Origin of the sequence: Candidatus Devosia phytovorans, assembly GCA_029202405.1 — a bacterium.
GTDB classification, from domain to species: Bacteria; Pseudomonadota; Alphaproteobacteria; order Rhizobiales; family Devosiaceae; genus Devosia; species Devosia phytovorans.
Genome location: CP119312.1, coordinates 2,064,820 through 2,080,774, shown reverse-complemented (window position 1 = coordinate 2,080,774; position 15,955 = coordinate 2,064,820). Strand labels below are relative to the sequence as shown.

At 61.9% G+C, this 15,955-nt stretch carries 18 protein-coding genes and 1 pseudogene; 4 read left to right on the top strand and 15 right to left on the bottom strand.

The window, feature by feature from the left end:
- The first annotated feature begins 83 nt into the window (after positions 1-83).
- Positions 84-1,346 carry a hemolysin family protein gene (locus P0Y65_10375; protein ID WEK06777.1) on the top strand — a complete coding sequence of 421 codons (1,263 nt, stop codon included), beginning with the start codon at positions 84-86 and terminating at the stop codon, positions 1,344-1,346.
- Positions 1,347-1,403: 57 nt separating this feature from the next.
- Here P0Y65_10375 and P0Y65_10370 read toward each other — a convergent pair whose 3' ends face one another.
- The 4 genes from P0Y65_10370 to P0Y65_10355 form a co-directional block, all read right to left on the bottom strand.
- Positions 1,404-2,003, bottom strand: a complete 600-nt coding sequence (locus P0Y65_10370) for a GNAT family N-acetyltransferase (protein WEK06620.1) — start codon at positions 2,001-2,003, stop codon at positions 1,404-1,406.
- A complete protein-coding gene (locus P0Y65_10365) occupies positions 2,003-2,737 on the bottom strand; it encodes an SDR family NAD(P)-dependent oxidoreductase (GenBank protein ID WEK06619.1) in 735 nt (244 codons plus the stop codon). The genes P0Y65_10370 and P0Y65_10365 overlap by 1 nt, the downstream gene beginning before the upstream one ends.
- Positions 2,737-4,239, bottom strand: a complete 1,503-nt coding sequence (gene purF / locus P0Y65_10360) for an amidophosphoribosyltransferase (GenBank protein ID WEK06618.1) — start codon at positions 4,237-4,239, stop codon at positions 2,737-2,739. Before purF ends, P0Y65_10365 begins: the two co-directional genes overlap by 1 nt.
- Before the next feature lie 209 nt (positions 4,240-4,448).
- Positions 4,449-5,108, bottom strand: a complete 660-nt coding sequence (locus tag P0Y65_10355) for a CvpA family protein (protein WEK06617.1) — start codon at positions 5,106-5,108, stop codon at positions 4,449-4,451.
- Between the two features lie 411 nt (positions 5,109-5,519).
- On the opposite strand from P0Y65_10355, the gene P0Y65_10350 reads away from it, so the two are divergent.
- From P0Y65_10350 to P0Y65_10340, 3 genes are all read left to right on the top strand, one after another.
- Positions 5,520-5,711 (top strand): outer membrane beta-barrel protein, encoded by a 192-nt coding sequence (locus P0Y65_10350; GenBank protein WEK06616.1) that lies wholly within the window; start codon positions 5,520-5,522, stop codon positions 5,709-5,711.
- Between the two features lie 138 nt (positions 5,712-5,849).
- Entirely contained in the window at positions 5,850-6,167 is a 318-nt protein-coding gene (locus tag P0Y65_10345) for a hypothetical protein (GenBank protein WEK06615.1), read from the top strand.
- A gap of 332 nt (positions 6,168-6,499) precedes the next feature.
- A complete protein-coding gene (locus tag P0Y65_10340; protein WEK06614.1) occupies positions 6,500-6,859 on the top strand; it encodes a DUF2200 domain-containing protein in 360 nt (119 codons plus the stop codon).
- Between the two features lie 12 nt (positions 6,860-6,871).
- Here P0Y65_10340 and P0Y65_10335 read toward each other — a convergent pair whose 3' ends face one another.
- The 11 genes and pseudogenes from P0Y65_10335 to P0Y65_10285 form a co-directional block, all read right to left on the bottom strand.
- Positions 6,872-7,303, bottom strand: coding sequence for a hypothetical protein (locus P0Y65_10335; GenBank protein ID WEK06613.1), 432 nt, complete (start codon positions 7,301-7,303; stop codon positions 6,872-6,874).
- Positions 7,304-7,403: 100 nt separating this feature from the next.
- Positions 7,404-8,804 carry a DNA repair protein RadA gene (gene radA / locus P0Y65_10330; GenBank protein WEK06612.1) on the bottom strand — a complete coding sequence of 467 codons (1,401 nt, stop codon included), beginning with the start codon at positions 8,802-8,804 and terminating at the stop codon, positions 7,404-7,406.
- A gap of 3 nt (positions 8,805-8,807) precedes the next feature.
- Positions 8,808-9,173 carry a DUF559 domain-containing protein gene (locus tag P0Y65_10325; GenBank protein ID WEK06776.1) on the bottom strand — a complete coding sequence of 122 codons (366 nt, stop codon included), beginning with the start codon at positions 9,171-9,173 and terminating at the stop codon, positions 8,808-8,810.
- A 325-nt stretch (positions 9,174-9,498) separates the two neighbouring features.
- Positions 9,499-10,629, bottom strand: coding sequence for an alanine racemase (alr, locus tag P0Y65_10320; GenBank protein WEK06611.1), 1,131 nt, complete (start codon positions 10,627-10,629; stop codon positions 9,499-9,501).
- A 2-nt stretch (positions 10,630-10,631) separates the two neighbouring features.
- A complete protein-coding gene (locus P0Y65_10315) occupies positions 10,632-12,116 on the bottom strand; it encodes a replicative DNA helicase (GenBank protein WEK06610.1) in 1,485 nt (494 codons plus the stop codon).
- Between the two features lie 272 nt (positions 12,117-12,388).
- Positions 12,389-13,450: a hypothetical protein gene (locus P0Y65_10310; protein ID WEK06609.1), complete on the bottom strand. Its 1,062-nt coding sequence runs from the start codon at positions 13,448-13,450 to the stop codon at positions 12,389-12,391.
- 263 nt (positions 13,451-13,713) lie between these two features.
- Positions 13,714-14,196 (bottom strand): annotated as a pseudogene (gene rplI / locus P0Y65_10305) (50S ribosomal protein L9).
- A gap of 239 nt (positions 14,197-14,435) precedes the next feature.
- Positions 14,436-14,684, bottom strand: a complete 249-nt coding sequence (rpsR, locus tag P0Y65_10300) for a 30S ribosomal protein S18 (GenBank protein ID WEK06775.1) — start codon at positions 14,682-14,684, stop codon at positions 14,436-14,438.
- Between the two features lie 24 nt (positions 14,685-14,708).
- On the bottom strand, positions 14,709-15,125 hold the full coding sequence (gene rpsF, locus P0Y65_10295) for a 30S ribosomal protein S6 (GenBank protein WEK06608.1): 417 nt from the start codon (positions 15,123-15,125) through the stop codon (positions 14,709-14,711).
- 235 nt (positions 15,126-15,360) lie between these two features.
- Positions 15,361-15,720 carry a type II toxin-antitoxin system VapC family toxin gene (locus P0Y65_10290; protein WEK06607.1) on the bottom strand — a complete coding sequence of 120 codons (360 nt, stop codon included), beginning with the start codon at positions 15,718-15,720 and terminating at the stop codon, positions 15,361-15,363.
- Positions 15,717-15,914 (bottom strand): type II toxin-antitoxin system VapB family antitoxin, encoded by a 198-nt coding sequence (locus P0Y65_10285; GenBank protein WEK06606.1) that lies wholly within the window; start codon positions 15,912-15,914, stop codon positions 15,717-15,719. The genes P0Y65_10290 and P0Y65_10285 overlap by 4 nt, the downstream gene beginning before the upstream one ends.
- Positions 15,915-15,955: the final 41 nt, after the last annotated feature.

Sequence of the window (15,955 nt, the reverse complement as noted above, 5' to 3'; positions counted from 1 at the left end):
TGCATCTATATTGATAGGGCTTAAGCGACCCGATGCTGATTGCGGGGCCGCATATCCAAGAAAAGACCTTGTACGCTGAAATTTTGATCGTCGTCGTCCTGACCATCGTCAACGGCCTGTTGGCAATGTCAGAACTGGCAGTCGTCTCTGCTCGTCCTGCCCGTCTCCGGGCCATGGCCGACCAGGGCAATAGAGGGGCGGCCACGGCCATTACCCTCGCCGAAGACCCCGGTAAATTTCTCTCTTCCGTTCAGATCGGTATCACTCTCGTCGGCATCCTGTCCGGCGCTTTCTCCGGCGCGACCCTTGGTCTGCGCCTGACGGACTGGCTCGAATCCGTCGGCGTTGCCGACAATGTCGCCGACATCCTCGGTGTCGGCGTGGTGGTGGTGCTGATCACCTATATCTCGCTGATCCTGGGTGAACTGGTGCCCAAGCAGATCGCCCTGCGCGATGCCGAAGGCGTTGCCGCCCGCGTCGCCCCGGCCATGAAGATCATCGCCATGGTGGGTTCGCCCGTGGTCTGGCTGCTCGACGTCTCTGGGAAGCTGGTGCTGCGCCTGCTCGGCCAGCATGGCGAGTCGGAAGAAACCGTCACCGAAGAGGAAGTGAAAACCATCATCGCCGAGGCCACCACGGCCGGCGTCATCGAAAGCGACGAGCATTCGATGATCTCGGGCGTCATGCGCCTCGCCGACCGCTCGGCCCGTGGCCTGATGACACCGCGTCTTGACGTCGATGTGGTCGATCTCTCCGACGATGCCGATGAAATCCGTCGCACCATTCTCGATACCCACCGTTCGCGCCTGCTGGTGCAGGATGGCGATGCCGATTCGATCATCGGCGTGGTCGCCATCAAGGATATCGTCTCGGTCTTCGCCAACGGCCAGCCGCTCGACGTGCGCAAGTTCGTTCAGCCGGTGCCGGTGGTCATGGATCATGCCGATGCCCTGGACGTGGTCCGCGCCATCCGCAATTCCACCGTCCATATGGCTCTGGTCGTTGACGAATATGGCCATTTCGAAGGCATCGTCACCTCGGGCGACATTCTCGAAGTCATCACCGGCGTGTTCCAGGAAGAGACCGGCGACGACCCGGCCATCGTCAAGCGCGAGGATGGCTCCTTCCTCGTGGCAGGCTGGATGCCGGTCGATGAATTCGGCGACAAGCTCAAGATCTCCATTTCGCGCGACGCCAAATACGAGACCGTGGCCGGCTATGTCCTGTCCATCCTCAATCACCTGCCCAAGGTCGGCGAGACCTTCGAACACGATGGCTGGAAAATCGAAGTCATCGACCTCGACGGCCGCCGCATCGATAAGGTGCTGATGAGTAAGCTGGCTTAAGGGGTTGTCGCCTAACACAAAAGAGGCCCTTCCGCTTGCGGGAGGGCCTTTTGGTTTCTAGAGGTTCATCCCGAACCAGGTGGTCCGGGCAATCTCGGCCACCGGCTGGAAGCCGCTCTTGCTCCAGAAGGCAATGCCGCCTGCGTTCTTCGAGTTGGCGCCGAGGTGAATGCCCCTCACGCCGCCAGCTCTTGCAGCATCGATCCAGCGTTCCAGCAGCCCCGTACCGACCCGTTGGCCACGCAGGCGGGGCAGCAGGTTCATGTGAATGTGGGCGGGATAGGCCGCGACAATCTCAGCCGGATTGGTGCCGGGCGTCATGATGGCCTCGATCCGCATCCTGTCAGCAGGCTTGACGACTTCTTGCGAAACGTCTGCGTAATGCGTCCGCAGCGGCGGAAACCACTCGCTTTCGAGCCATTCCTCGAATTGTCGCGTATCGAACGTGCCCACGACATAGCCGGCGACGCCCGCATCATCCTCGGCGACGAACACATGCTGGGGTTCAAGCACGCCATAGGGCGCGGCATAGAGATGGCCGACGGCCTTGGGGTCATTGTGCTGGCCCGTCGCATCGGCGCCCGAGTCGCCCGTCTGCAGGCAGATGGCGTAGAGCGCGTCGAGATCGCTCTCGCGATAGGGGCGCAGCGTGACCATCAGATCGCTTCGAAAGCGCCAGTGGTATAGTCGAACAGCTTGCCCGTCTCCTTGAGCGTGGGGCTCAGCATGTCGATCAGCCTGGGGGCAATGTCGGATGGCTTGGGCAGCGTTTCGGGATCTTCGCCCGGCATGGCCTTGGCGCGCATCGCGGTGCGCACGGCGCCGGGATAGAAGACATTGACCTTGACCTTGGTCTGGGCCACTTCGCCGGCATAGCTCTTGGCCATGGCATCGACGGCGGCCTTGCTGGCGGCATAAAGCCCCCAGAACGGCTTGGCCGAGCGGGCCGAGGCCGAGGACACGAACACAGCGCGGCCGGCAACCGATTGGCGCAGCAACAGGTCGGTGGCGCGCAGCAGGCGATAGTTGGCCGTCACATTGACGGCGATCACCTTGTCGAAGTCTTCCGGCTTCACATGGGGCAGGGGGCTGAGCACGCCGAGCTGGCCGGCATTGGCGACAAGGCCATCCAGCGCACCCCAGCGTTCGAAGATCGCCGCGCCCAACCGGTCAATAGCATCGCCATCGCGCAGGTCGAGCGGCACCAGCGTCGCCGAGGAGCCTAGATCCTGGATTTCGTCATCGAGCTCTTCGAGCCCACCAACGGTGCGCGCCACGGCCACGACATGCGCGCCGCGCTTGGCTGCCTCGATGGAGGCCGCATAGCCGATGCCGCGCGACGCGCCGGTGACGAGGACGACCTTGCCCGCAAGGTCTTGATTGTCAGCCATTAACCGGCCTCTTTCAGCAAGGAGATATGTTTCGGCTCGCTCTTGCTGCGGCCGTCGAGATCGGTCAACTGGGTCGGATAGTCGCCGGTGAAATAGTGGTCGGTGAACTGCGGCGCCGCATTGTTGCGCTTCTCGCCGCCCACGGCCTCGTAGAGCCCGTCGATCGACAGAAACTCCAGCGAATCCGCGCCGATATAGTCGCACATGGCCTGGAGGCTGTTGTACTGGTTGGCCAGAAGCTTTTCCGGGTCCGGCGTGTCGATGCCGTAATAGTCCGAATAATAAATCATCGGGCTGGCGACGCGCACATGCACTTCGGTGGCGCCGGCATCGCGCATCATCTGCACGATCTTCAGCGAGGTGGTGCCGCGTACGATGGAATCATCGATCAGCACCACGCGCTTGCCGGCGATCTCGGCGCGATTGGCCGAATGTTTCAGCTTCACGCCAAAGGCGCGGATCGACTGCGTCGGCTCGATAAAGGTGCGGCCGACATAGTGATTGCGGATGATGCCCAGCTCGAAGGGAATGCCGCTGGCCTGTGCATAGCCGATGGCAGCCGGCGTGCCGCCATCGGGCACGGGCACGACCACGTCAGCCTCGACCGGTGCTTCCTTGGCGAGATTTTTGCCGGCGCGCTTGCGAGCGGCGTAAACGCTGCGGCCGCTGACCACCGAGTCGGGGCGGGCGAAATAGACATATTCAAACAGGCACGGGCGTTCCGGAGCGCCGTGAGCGGCCTTGCGCGCCTCGATCGAAATCGAGCCGTCCGGCTGGGTCTCGCAGATGATGACTTCGCCGTTTTCCACGTCGCGGATATATTTGGCGCCAATCATGTCGAGCGCACAGGTCTCCGAGCAGAAGATCGGCTTGCCATCGAGTTCGCCCATCACCAGCGGGCGGATGCCGATCGGATCGCGCGCGGCAATCAGCTTGGTGCGCGTCATCGCCAGCATGGCATAGCCGCCTTCCATCTGGCGGATGGCGTCAATGAAGCGGTCGGTGGTGGAAGAGTGGCGCGAACGCGCCACCAGATGCAGCACCACTTCGGTATCCGAAGTCGACTGGCAGATGGCGCCAGTGGCGATGATCTGCTTGCGCAGGGTCAGGCCGTTGGTGAAATTGCCATTGTGGGCAATGGCGATGCCGCCGGCCTCGAGCTCGGCAAACAGCGGCTGCACATTGCGCAGCGCCACTTCGCCCGTGGTCGAATAGCGGGTGTGGCCGATGGCGATCGTGCCGGGCAGCTTGGCCAGCAGCGCCGGGTCGGTATAGTGGTCGCCCACCAGGCCCATGCGCTTTTCGGTGTGGAACTGGCGGCCGTCGAAACTGACGATGCCGGCCGCTTCCTGGCCGCGGTGCTGCAGGGCATGCAGGCCCAGCGCGGTCAGGGTCGAGGCATCGCTATGGCCCAAAATGCCAAACACGCCGCACTCTTCATGCAGCGTGTCGCCATCGATATCGAAATCGTCGTCGCCAGGATGGTTCACCGGGCTCTCCATGCCAATGCGCCTCAACCGCCGAAGCGTTTTCGGCAAAGGTGGTCACCACCTTTGCGGCTCGAAAACGCGTCCAACAACAAATTCCCGCCAATGGCGGCAGGGCCAAAAGGGGTGTCGCCATCCCATAGCCCAAAGTGTCTCCCCGACCAATGCCTTATGGGGCTGTCAGGGTTGTGGCGAGCGCAGCGCGCTCACCGGAAAATGATCGATCAGACCGCAGGAGCAACGGGAGCTGGCGGCGTCACCGTTGTGGTCGGCGCGGCAGGCGCCAGCGTGCCCGGTTCAACGGTACCATTCTCGGTCCCGTCCGTACCCTCTTCAAGCGGAACGGCCGGCGTTTCGCCATCTTCGGTCAGGCCTGTGCCGCCCTGCAGCATGTCGGTGACCTGCTGTTCGAGGCCCTCTGGCAACAGGCCAATCAGCGTCTGGCCCATATTGCGCAGATGCGGCAGCGACTGCGAATCCGCGGCCCAGCTCGGCAGGTTGTTGGGCAGCAGCCAGGTGCCGAAAATGGTGATGACGATGGCGATCAGGATACCGCGCAGCACGCCGAAGACAAAGCCCAGCGTGCGGTCGATCGGCCCGATGCGGCTGTCGACGACGAAATCGGCAATGCGCATCGTGAGCAGATGCAGCACGATCAGCGCGACGATGAAGGTCACGACCACAGTGGCGATATCGGCAACGATCTGCTCGGCGATATACTGCCGGGCGATTTCGGGATGATACTGCCACATGTAGATGGCGATGGCAGCCGAACCGGCCCAGGTCGCCAGCGACAGCACTTCACGGGTCAATCCGCGCGCGGTTGCCAGGATTGCCGAAATCAGCACCAGCACACCCACACCAACATCGAACGCAGTCAGCATATGTTCTCGCCTAGTTCAGTAGCCGCCCCGGCCTATCGGGCCTCGTTTAGCCGCTTTGGCAGCCAATGCCAAGGCGCAGCGCGCAATCTCCAAAGAAAGCGTTAAGGTTGGGGCGGATTTGGGCGGGTGGGCGCTAGCCACGCAGCCTGGGGGCGGCCTTCTGCCTCCGGTAGTCTTGAGGCCATCGCTGAAGTGATCAAGTTTCCGATGTCGAAGAAATACCGGAATTTTCCAATAGATGCGCGCTGAAGGCAGTTTATCTGGTCCTAACCACCCAGAGTTACGCTTTGTGCAATGCGATGAGGAAGTTTTTCATCACCAGATTTGTGCCGAAACTGATAATTTCTCTGATGGCGTTGCCAGCGATGTTGCAGATTATTTGGGTGGGTCGGTGGTGCGGGGAGCCAGCCCGTGGGTCGGCCCTACATCGGCGCCTCTGGCGGCGTCGGGCACGAATATGCTGTTGCTGAGCATGTGACGGTCCAGACCGAATATAGCTATGTCCATCTCGGCAAGTTCGACGCATTCACCGACGCCGGAACGACCCTCTCTGACCGGCTGTCGTTTCACAAGATTTCGACCGGCCTGAATTTCAGATTCTAGGTGAGGGGCCAGGCCTGTCAGGCAAGGACACGGGTTGGTTCATTCACCCCAAGCCCATGCGAAACTACTTCTGATTTTTTGTTTTTTCGGTCATTGATTAGATATTGGAAGCAAAATCAATTCTTGGAGCCGAATAGGATGACGTCATTTGCTTTGCCGGGCGGCTTTCTACTCGCCGCGGTGATCGCCTGCGCAACACCATCGACGGCGACGGCCCAGACGCCGCTGCCCCATGACACGGCTCTCGCCATCTATTTTGCCGACGAGCAGGGCGTGACCAAGCCCTACCTCTTCTATGATGCCAACCTGCCGTTCCAGATGTCGATGTGCGAAGCCAGGCTCGACTATCTGACCAAGCAATATTATCGCATGACGCGCTCAAATCCCGATTTCAAGGGCAAGACCGCCGTGCGGTCGGCCTGCGTCAGGATCGAAGGCTTCGACTTCGGCAGTTGATCCTTATGGAGCCTATGGGGTCGTTCGTCAGTGAGACGTCGTGCGCACGCCTGTGTGCCAGTCATAGAGTTGCCTCGCGGCCTTGACCGCCTGTTCTTCCGACGGGAAATGGATCGCCGGGGCATGATCCTTGCCCCGCACCTTGGCCCAGGGCTGGAACCCGAGCCCCAGCAAATGCCGGGCCCCATAATTGGCTGCGCCAGGTCGAGTGGTCTACGGAAGAGTTGTCATCAGCCGCCTCCAATGCCGAAGATGGCAGATCACTCCAATTTTAACGATGAGTCGAGTCGGGACGGACTGCGCTATACTCTGCATGTCGCGAGGAGCCTGCCATGAACAGCAATCACCGCATCTACGCCATGAGTGTCGCCAGTGTGTACAAGCACTATGTCGCCAAGGCCGAACGCAAAGGACGAACGAGGGCGGAGGTGGATGAGGTCACCCGCTGGCTGACCGGGCATGATCAGGCCGGGCTTGAGCGTGAACTGGCCAACATGACCACGTTCGAAGATTTTTTCGCCGGGGCGCCAGCCATGAACCCGGCCCGGTCGCAGATCACCGGCATGATCTGCGGCGTGCGCATCGAGGAGATCGAGGAGCCCACGATGCGGGAGATCCGCTATCTTGACAAACTGGTTGACGAACTGGCCAAGGGAAAGCCGATGGAGAAGGTCCTGCGCAAGCCGGCGTAACGCGGCGAGGCGCTAGCGGCTGAAGTCCACCACATAGGTGGGTGTCGATGGCGCAAAGTCATAGCTCTGCACGGCCTGGCGCGATTGCAGCAATTCGCTGGCGCTGAGGCTTGCCTCTTCGGATTCGTCGAGTTCGGCTTGCGTTTCCTCATAGGCGCGCAATGCTGCTTCCGTCTCGATCGCCTGTGCGCGCGGCTGGTCGGAAAAGTCGAGAGGCTGCGGCCGGGCCTCGACTGGGGCTGGCTCGTTCTGCACCGTCTGCCGCTCGGTTGTTGCCGGGGCGACCTCACGCTGGGCCTGGATGGCCGCCTGCCGCACATTGACCTCGCCACGCTGTTCGGCGCGGTCCTGGCGCAGATCCTGATCGGAAATCCGGTCCGCACTGACGCGGCTGACCGGATATTCGGGAGGCGTGACGCCAATTGCTGCAATGCCGATGGCCATGACAGACCTCTGTTCTGGTTAAACGGAGCTTCGGTGCAGTACCGTTTCATCCAGAACCTTCGATAAGGTGGCCTCGCGCCCTAAAATTTTATCGATCTGCCTACCACTCGTCGCGGCTCGGCTCGCGCTTCTTGCCATTGGCGGCGATCCGCCCGACCAGTTCGGCCAGCGTGCCATATTCGGCGACATCGAGGCCCGAGGTGCGATCGGCCGAGCCGAGCTTGCCGGTGGCGACCGATTTGAAGCCCAGCTTGTTGGCCTCGCGCAGGCGCAGCGAGCCATGCGCCACCGGGCGAATGCCGCCCGCCAGCGAGATCTCGCCGAAATAGACCGCGTCCTTGGGCAGCGGCGAGGAGGTGAGCGAGGAAATCAGCGCCGCCGCCACGGCAAGGTCCGCCGCCGGCTCGTTGATTTTGAGCCCCCCCGCGACATTGAGATAGATATCATTGGCGCCGATGCGCACGCCGCATTGCGTTTCGAGAACCGCCAAAACCATCGACAGGCGCGAAGAATCCCAGCCAACCACGGCGCGCCGCGGCGTGCCCAGCGGGGAGGGGGCAACCAGCGCCTGGATCTCGATCAGGATTGGCCGCGTACCCTCCATGCCGGCAAACACCGCCGAGCCCGTTGCATCCTCGTCGCGCTGGTCAAGGAACAGGGCCGATGGATTGGCCACCTGCTCGAGCCCGCGCTCGGTCATGGCGAAAACGCCGATCTCGTCGGTCGCGCCATAGCGATTCTTGACGCCGCGCAGAATCCGGAACGTGTGGCTGGAGTCGCCTTCGAAATAGAGCACCGCATCGACCATGTGCTCCACGACGCGCGGACCGGCGATCTGTCCGTCCTTGGTCACGTGCCCGACCAGCACCACGGCGGCGCCGCTTTTCTTGGCAAAGCGCGTCAGCGCCTGCGCCGAGGTGCGCACCTGCGTCACCGTGCCGGGCGCCGAATCGACGCGATCGGTCCACAGCGTCTGGATCGAGTCGATGATCACCAGATCCGGCGGCGGTCCGTTTTCCAGCGTCGCCAGGATGATTTCGACATTGGTCTCGGCCGCCAGCAGCACATCGGCTTCGCCCAGGCCCAGCCGCTGCGCCCGCAGCCGCACCTGCGCCACCGCCTCTTCGCCCGAGACATAGATGACGCGCTTGCCGCGATTGGCCATGGCGGCCGCCGATTGCAGCAATATGGTCGACTTGCCGATGCCCGGATCGCCGCCGATCAGCACTGCCGAACCCTTCACGAAGCCACCGCCGGTGACGCGATCGAGTTCCGCCATGCCGGTGACCACGCGCGCCGCACTTTCAGTCTCGCCCGACAGCGGCACGAGGTTTGTCGGCTTGCCGCCCGCCTTGGCCGACTTGGGCCCCGCGCCAACGCCGCTGTCCACCAGTTCCTCGACAATGGTATTCCACTCGCCACAGGAATCACACCGCCCCTGCCAGCGGGACGAAACGGCGCCGCACGCCTGGCAGACGAAGGAAGAACGGGATTTGGCCAAGGGTCAGTCCTGAGGGTATGGAGTGTAAGGTTGGGCTTGCACCGAATAGGGCGCAAGGGCATGCCAGATGGCATCGAGAGCAGGGCCGGGATCGCGCAGGATGTCGTCATTCCAGAAGCGGAAAATGCGAAAGCCTTGCCTTACGATATAGGCATCTCGCACGACATCGTATGTGCTTTCCGCGTGTTGAGAGCCGTCAAGCTCGATGACAAGTCTGGCAGACAGACAGACAAAGTCGACAATGTAGGGTCCGAAGGGCAATTGCCGGCGAAACTTGAACGCCTCAAATCGGCGGTCGCGCAAAAACTGCCAGCATTTTTCTTCCGCTTCTGTCGGCTCGTCACGCATGGATCGGGCATAGCCGCGCAGCCTCGGCGTCCGCGCGTAGCGCCAGTCTTTGCGTGCCCGTGGAAGAGACCCCTCATCCGCCCTTCGGGCACCTTCTCCCTCAAGGGGAGAAGGTTGGCCGGTGACCGGGGAGATATGGTGCTCAAAGGTCGGTGGGTGATTTGAAGTTTGAGAGCCACGGTGCCAACCCTCTCCCCTTGAGGGAGAGGGTGGGTCGGCCAAAGGCCGAGACGGGTGAGGGGTTGATTGGGAGCCACCATACCAGCGATCGACCATGTGACCCTCCGCAATTCAGCTATCGCAGCCTAACGCCAGATCATGCACAGTGCAAGAACAAAACCAGAACCTACCCCGGCGGCAAATTCCCGTCACCCACGTAATTGCGGTTGTACCGCCCCTTGAGCGACGTCAGGATTTCATAGCCGATGGTGCCGCCGGCGTCGCCCTGGTGGTCGACATCGAGCACATTGCCCAGCACTTCGGCGCCTTCGCCGGGATTGGGGATGTCGGGACCCAGTTCGGTGATGTCGACCGTGATCTGGTCCATCGACACCTTGCCGATCACCGGGCAGACCTTGCCGCGGATCACCACCTTGCCGCCCGGCCGCGTATTGCTGGCCGACAGCGAGCGGAAGAAGCCGTCGGCATAGCCGTGGCTGATGACAGCGAGGCGGCTGTCGCGCGACAGCGAATGGCTGGCGCCATAACCGACGCTTTCACCGGTGCGCGCTTCCTTGACCTGCAGGATCGGCACATGCAGCGTCACCACCGGCGCCATCGGGTTCTTGCGGCCATTGACCGCCCGACCGCCGTAAAGCGCAATGCCGGGGCGCACCATCTGGAAATGATAGTCGCGGCCCGTCATCAATCCGGCCGAATTGGCCAGCGACGCCGGAACGCCGGGGAACTGGTTCATCACCGAGCCGAACAGCGCCAACTGGGTGCGGTTCTTCTCGTGGTTGGGCTGGTCGGCACAGGCCAGGTGGCTCATCACCATCTGCGGCGCATAGCCCAGGCCCTGGATGCGCTCGCGCACCAGGCCCGCCTCGTTGAGGCGGAAGCCGAGCCGGTTCATGCCGGTGTCGAAGTGGAAGGCCGACGGATAGGCCTCGTTGCGCTCGACGCATTTGGCCAGCCATTCTTCGAGCATCGCCATCGATGAGATGACCGGCATCAGGTTCTGCCTGATGTAGAGATTGGCCGCGCCCGGATAGAGCCCGTTGAGAATGAAGATATGCGCTTCCGGCACCGCGGCGCGCACCGCCATGCCCTCGTCCACCGTGGCAGTGAAGAAGAAGCGCGCACCGGCGGCGAACAGCGCCTTGCTGGCCATGGTCACGCCCGTGCCATAGGCATCGGCCTTGACCACGGCGCCCGTCAGCGCGCCGGCGCTCACCTTGTCGAGCGCACGCCAGTTCCGGGCCAAGGCCCCGAGATCGATAGAGAGTTGGCCCCCGAGCCCCGACGTCAGAGCCATGCCTATTCCATGCGCTCGGGGAGGTAGTCGGCGCGTGCCAGATTGCCGAAGCGCGTGAACTGCGCCTCAAAGCTGAGCTGCACCGTGCCGGTGGGGCCGTGGCGCTGCTTGGCGATGATCACTTCGGCCTTGCCGTGCACCTGTTCCATTTCACCTTGCCAGGTCATGTGTTCGGGCGTGCCCTCTTTGGGCTCTTTGTTCTTGAGATAATACTCTTCGCGATAAACGAAAAGCACCACGTCGGCGTCCTGCTCGATAGAACCCGATTCGCGCAGATCGGAAAGCTGCGGATGCTTGTCATCACGCGTTTCCACCTGTCGTGACAGCTGGGACAACGCAATCACCGGCACTTCAAGTTCCTTGGCCAGGGCCTTGAGCGTGGTGGTGATTTCGGTCAGCTCCTGCACGCGGTTCTGGCTCGACGCCTTGGACGAGCCGGAGAGCAGCTGCAGGTAGTCGACGATCAGGCAGTCGAGCCCCTTCTGGCGCTTGAGGCGCCGCGCGCGGGCGGCAAGCTGGGCCACCGAGATGCCGCCGGTGTCGTCGATATAAAGCGGCAGCTTGCTCATCATGTTGGAGACGTCGACCAGCTTGGAGAACTGGCTGTCGTGGATGCGGCCACGACGGATGTCGGACGAGGAAATCTCGGCCTGCTCGGCCAGAATACGCGTTGCCAGCTGTTCGCAGCTCATTTCGAGGCTGAAGAAGCCGACGATGCCGCCATTGGTGGTCTTGTTGTTGCCGTCGGCCTGCACTTCGTTGCGATAGGCCTTGGCGATGTTAAAGGCGATATTGGTGACCAGCGACGTCTTGCCCATGGCGGGGCGCCCGGCCAGCACGATCAAGTCGGAACGCTGCAACCCGCCCATCTGGCGGTCCATGTCGTCGAGGCCGGTGGAAATGCCCGACAGGCCCCCGTCGCGCTGATAGGCTTCGCCGGCCATCTGGATCGAGGCGGAGAGGGCCGTGCCGAACGGCTGGAAGCCACCGTCGTAGCGGCCCTTTTCGGCCAGCTGGAACAGCTCGCCCTCCACCTTTTCGATCTGCTTGTTCGGCGTCATGTCGACTTCCGACTCATAGGCCACCGAAACCATTTCCTCGCCCACGAGAATCAGGTTGCGACGGATGGCGAGGTCATAGATGGCCTGGCCATAGTCGGCAGCGTTGAGCACGGTCGTTGCTTCGGCAGCAAGCCGCGCCAGATATTGCGCCATGGTGACATCGGGCAGCAGCTGGTCGGGCAGGTGGGTCTTGATCGTGGTCGGATCGGCCGACTTGCCGGCACGGATGATCTTGCCGGCCAGTTCGTAGATGTCGCGATGCACCGGCTCGTAAAAATGCTCAGGCGTCAGGAAATCGGCGACGCGATAGAAGGCGTCGTTGTTGATCAGGATAGCGCCCAGCAGCGCCTGCTCGGCCTCCACATTGTGGGGTGCCAGACGAAAGGACTTTTCTTCGGCCGGATGAAGCCGCGCGATCTCTGCCATGATGCCTCTCGAGCGCTTTCGGGAAAGTGCCGCCACTGTTCCGGTGCGAAAGCGTGCTTTGGTTCAGACCTCGACCGCAGTTGCATGGCAAGGGCGGGCGGCTCTGAGGGGGAGTTAACCTTTCTTAACCACGCAGGGTGGCCAAGAGTCTCGACCTACCGGAGGAGGGGTTTAAGACTCTTTAGCGCGCTGTGATCTCTGTGAACAACGGGGATTGTGACCATCGTGTGTTGCATGTGGGTGGGGCGACACGATGGCAGCCCGAGTCGCAGTCAGTTCGTCAGGGCGTCGGTGAGCGATCCCGCGCCCCACGGCTTGGCGGTTTCGTTCGAGCCGTCCCAGCGCACCTGGTCCACCCGCCACTCGCCATGGCCGGTCTCGATCATCTGGAGGGTCAGAGCGCCAGTGGTTGTGCTGACCGTCGCGACATTGTCCGACACGCCGTCCAGCGCAGCTTCCGTAAAGTCGAAGGGCAGCACACCCTGCCGGTCGCCGGCCTGCATGATACGGTCAAACACAAGGCCAGTATCCCGCATCGTGTCAAAGGCCAGCGAATCGGCGCGCTTGACGTCAGGGCGGAAGAGACCCGTGCCTGGCAGGTCGGCGGTATCCAGCCCCGGCAACAGCATGGTCAGCGGCTGCCGCCCTGACAGAATCATCCCCTTGGGGTGGGGCGACAGCGTCAGATAGGCGCGATACCAGTCCCCCTCGCGCATGGCGGTGACGAAAGTCTCGGCAACGGCGTCGGGCGCCGTGAAATCATATTCGTCGAGGACGGTCCGCGGGGTGGGGAGGTCCGCCGCAGGGCCCGCGCCGGCTTCCGGGCTGATCGACCAGAGTCTGTTGAGCGTGCCATCGCTCCAGGCAATGGACTCGACCCGCCACTCGCCCCATTCGGTCTGCTTGAGCCCCAGCCGCAGACCATCCGTGGCGCCATCGATAGCGGCCTCGGCGCCGTCCGGCGTCTCCATCACCACTTCCACGGCACCATCATCGAAGCTGAACGGCATCTGCCCGTCCTGCGTCGCGCCAGCCAGCATGTCGTCGAACAGCCGCGCCCAATCCATGCTGAGATCGTCGAGCACATCGCGCGGCGCACCCTGCGTACCGATCAGCGCGGGATATTGGAATTGCTCGAGGCCCGGGAAGACCGTGCCCGTCTTGCCGGACGAAACAGCGACATAAAACGCGTCCTTGGCTTCTGGCGACAGCAGATAGTAGGCGCTGAGGAAATCGGCGTTCGCCATGTGGTCGGTGAACTGCTCGGCGACCGCTGTCGGCGAGGAATAGTCGAAGTCGTCAATATAGCGATAGCCTTGGCCCAAAGCTGGCATGGCGCCCGCCAAAACAATCAATCCTGCAGTAAAATACTGTCGCACAGAACAATTCTCCAAATCCGGCAATGACTGGAAATAGAGGCGAGGGCTGTGACGGAAACGTGACCGCTCAGGCAAACAAAAAGGCCGGGCGCTGGGCCCGGCCTTTTTGTTTGTCATGCGCGAGGAGACTAGAGCTCGTCGTCGAAACGGTCGTCCTGCTGCGCGTCTTTCTGGCCGGCTGCGAAATCGCCATTCTCGTCGTCTTCATAGACGGTGACGGTGACGTCTTCACCAGCCGACTGGCGGGCAGCTTCGTCGGTCGAGCGGGCGACGTTGACCGTGATCGACACGGCAACTTCGGCATGCAGGTTCAGCGCAACGGTGTGCACGCCAACCGACTTGATCGGATCGGCGAGGTCGACCTGCGAACGCTGGATGGTGAAGCCATCGGCAGCCAGGGCTTCCACGACGTCGCGCGAAGCGACCGAACCGTAGAGCTGGCCGGTTTCGCCGGCCTGGCGGATGATGACGACTTCACGGCCGTTGAGACCTTCGGCAATGCCGGCAGCGGCATTCTTGCGGTCGTCATTGCGCTTCTCGATGTGAGCGCGCTCGGCTTCGAACTTCTTGCGGTTGGCTTCGGTGGCGCGGAGCGCCTTGCCCTGCGGCAGCAGGAAGTTACGGGCGAACCCGTCCTTGACCGAAACTTCGTCGCCGATCGAGCCGGTGCGGCCGATACGCTCGAGGAGAATAACCTTCATTTCAATAATCCTTTGGCTGTCCCGTCTCGTGGACGGTTAGGAGCCCCGGACCATCCAGAACCCCAGCGGTGTGCCCCTGACAGGCACGAGGCCCACTGCCTGTTGGGGCAGTAGGCCAAACAGGAAGACGTTGGGCTGGATGAGATAGTGGTGGTTCGCGAGAACCGGAGCGGAGCGTACATAAGTACGTGAGCACCGGAAGCGCAGCGAACCGCCGCTAGATCGCCAGCCCAGCGAACTTACTGGACGGCATACGGCATGATGCCGATGAAGCGGGCACGCTTGATGGCCTGGGCCAGTTCGCGCTGCTTCTTGGCCGAAACGGCGGTGATGCGGCTCGGGACGATCTTGCCGCGCTCGGAAACGTAGCGCGACAGCAGACGGACGTCCTTGTAGTCGATCTTTGGTGCGCCTTCGCCCGAGAACGGGCAGGTCTTGCGGCGACGCTGGAACGGACGGCGGGCCTGGGCGGTGGTAAGGTCTTTGATTGCCATAGCGTGTCAGTCCTTCAATTAGAAACGGCGCGGACGGCGTTCGCCGCCGAAGCCACCACGATCACCGCCGCGGTCGGGACGACCACCGCGTTCGCCATCACGATCGTCACGATCGCGCTTCTGCATCATGGCCGATGGGCCTTCTTCCAGTTCGTCCACGCGGACGGTCATGAAACGAAGGATGTCTTCGTTGATGCGCATCTGGCGTTCCATCTCGGCAACAGCTGCGGGCGCTGCTTCGATGTTGAGCAGGGTGTAGTGCGCCTTGCGGTTCTTGCGGATGCGGTAGGAGAGACCCTTGAGGCCCCAATATTCGTTCTTGGTGACCTTGCCGCCGCCCGAAGACAGGATTTCGGTCAGGGCAGTGGTCAGCTCTTCGACCTGCTGCTGGGAAACGTCCTGGCGAGCCAGGTAGATATGTTCGTAAAGGGCCATGGATGCGCCTTCCTTCGTGGTTTTAAACCTGAGCAACGTCTGGCGCGGAGCCTCCTTGAAGCCGGAAAGGGCATCAAAGCAGTCTTGCAAAGAGCGGGAACACGGGAGGCCGGGCGAATGCCCTATTTCTCGTTCTCTCAAACGAAAAACCCTCCGTTCAGCCCCCGGCCAAACGAATTGCTGGGGCGGCTATAGGGGAAAGGGGGCGGATTGGCAAGAGTTATGGAGTCAGGACTCAAACAGCGATGCCAAGCTGTTCAGCCGTCTCGCGGAGGCGTCGATCTCGGGTGAGGAGCTTGCAGTTAGCTGTGGCGATACAGGAGGCAAGCAGGTGCACATCCACATATCCGAGCCCGCGACCGTAAAGCGAAAGCGTTTCGATCATCTTCAGAATATCGTCATGAGGCACTTTCGGCAGATGGTGAAAGCGGCTCAGTCGAGCAATGGTCTGGTCGCGTGATTTGAGACTGCCAAGCGCAAGTTCACCGATAACATAGGGGTGGATGACCAGCGTCCTCTCCCTGATTGCTCGAACAACAGCAAGATTAGTCACGCGAAAATGGTCTATCCAAATCGACGTGTCAGCCAGGATCATTCAATGTCTTGCCTGCTGCGTGGAATGTCCTCAAGCTGTGGCATTGTCCCACCCATCTCGATCAGGCTGCGCGCTGCTTCCTCTCTGAGTAGAGACTGAAGAGCCTCCTCGATCAGCAGGCCGGTCTCGGAAATGCCAGTTATTTTCTTGGCGTCCGCAACCAGCTCCGCATCGATCGTAACTGTGGTCTTCATTTCGACCTCCATCTTCCACATCAAATATCGCACTAGATGCC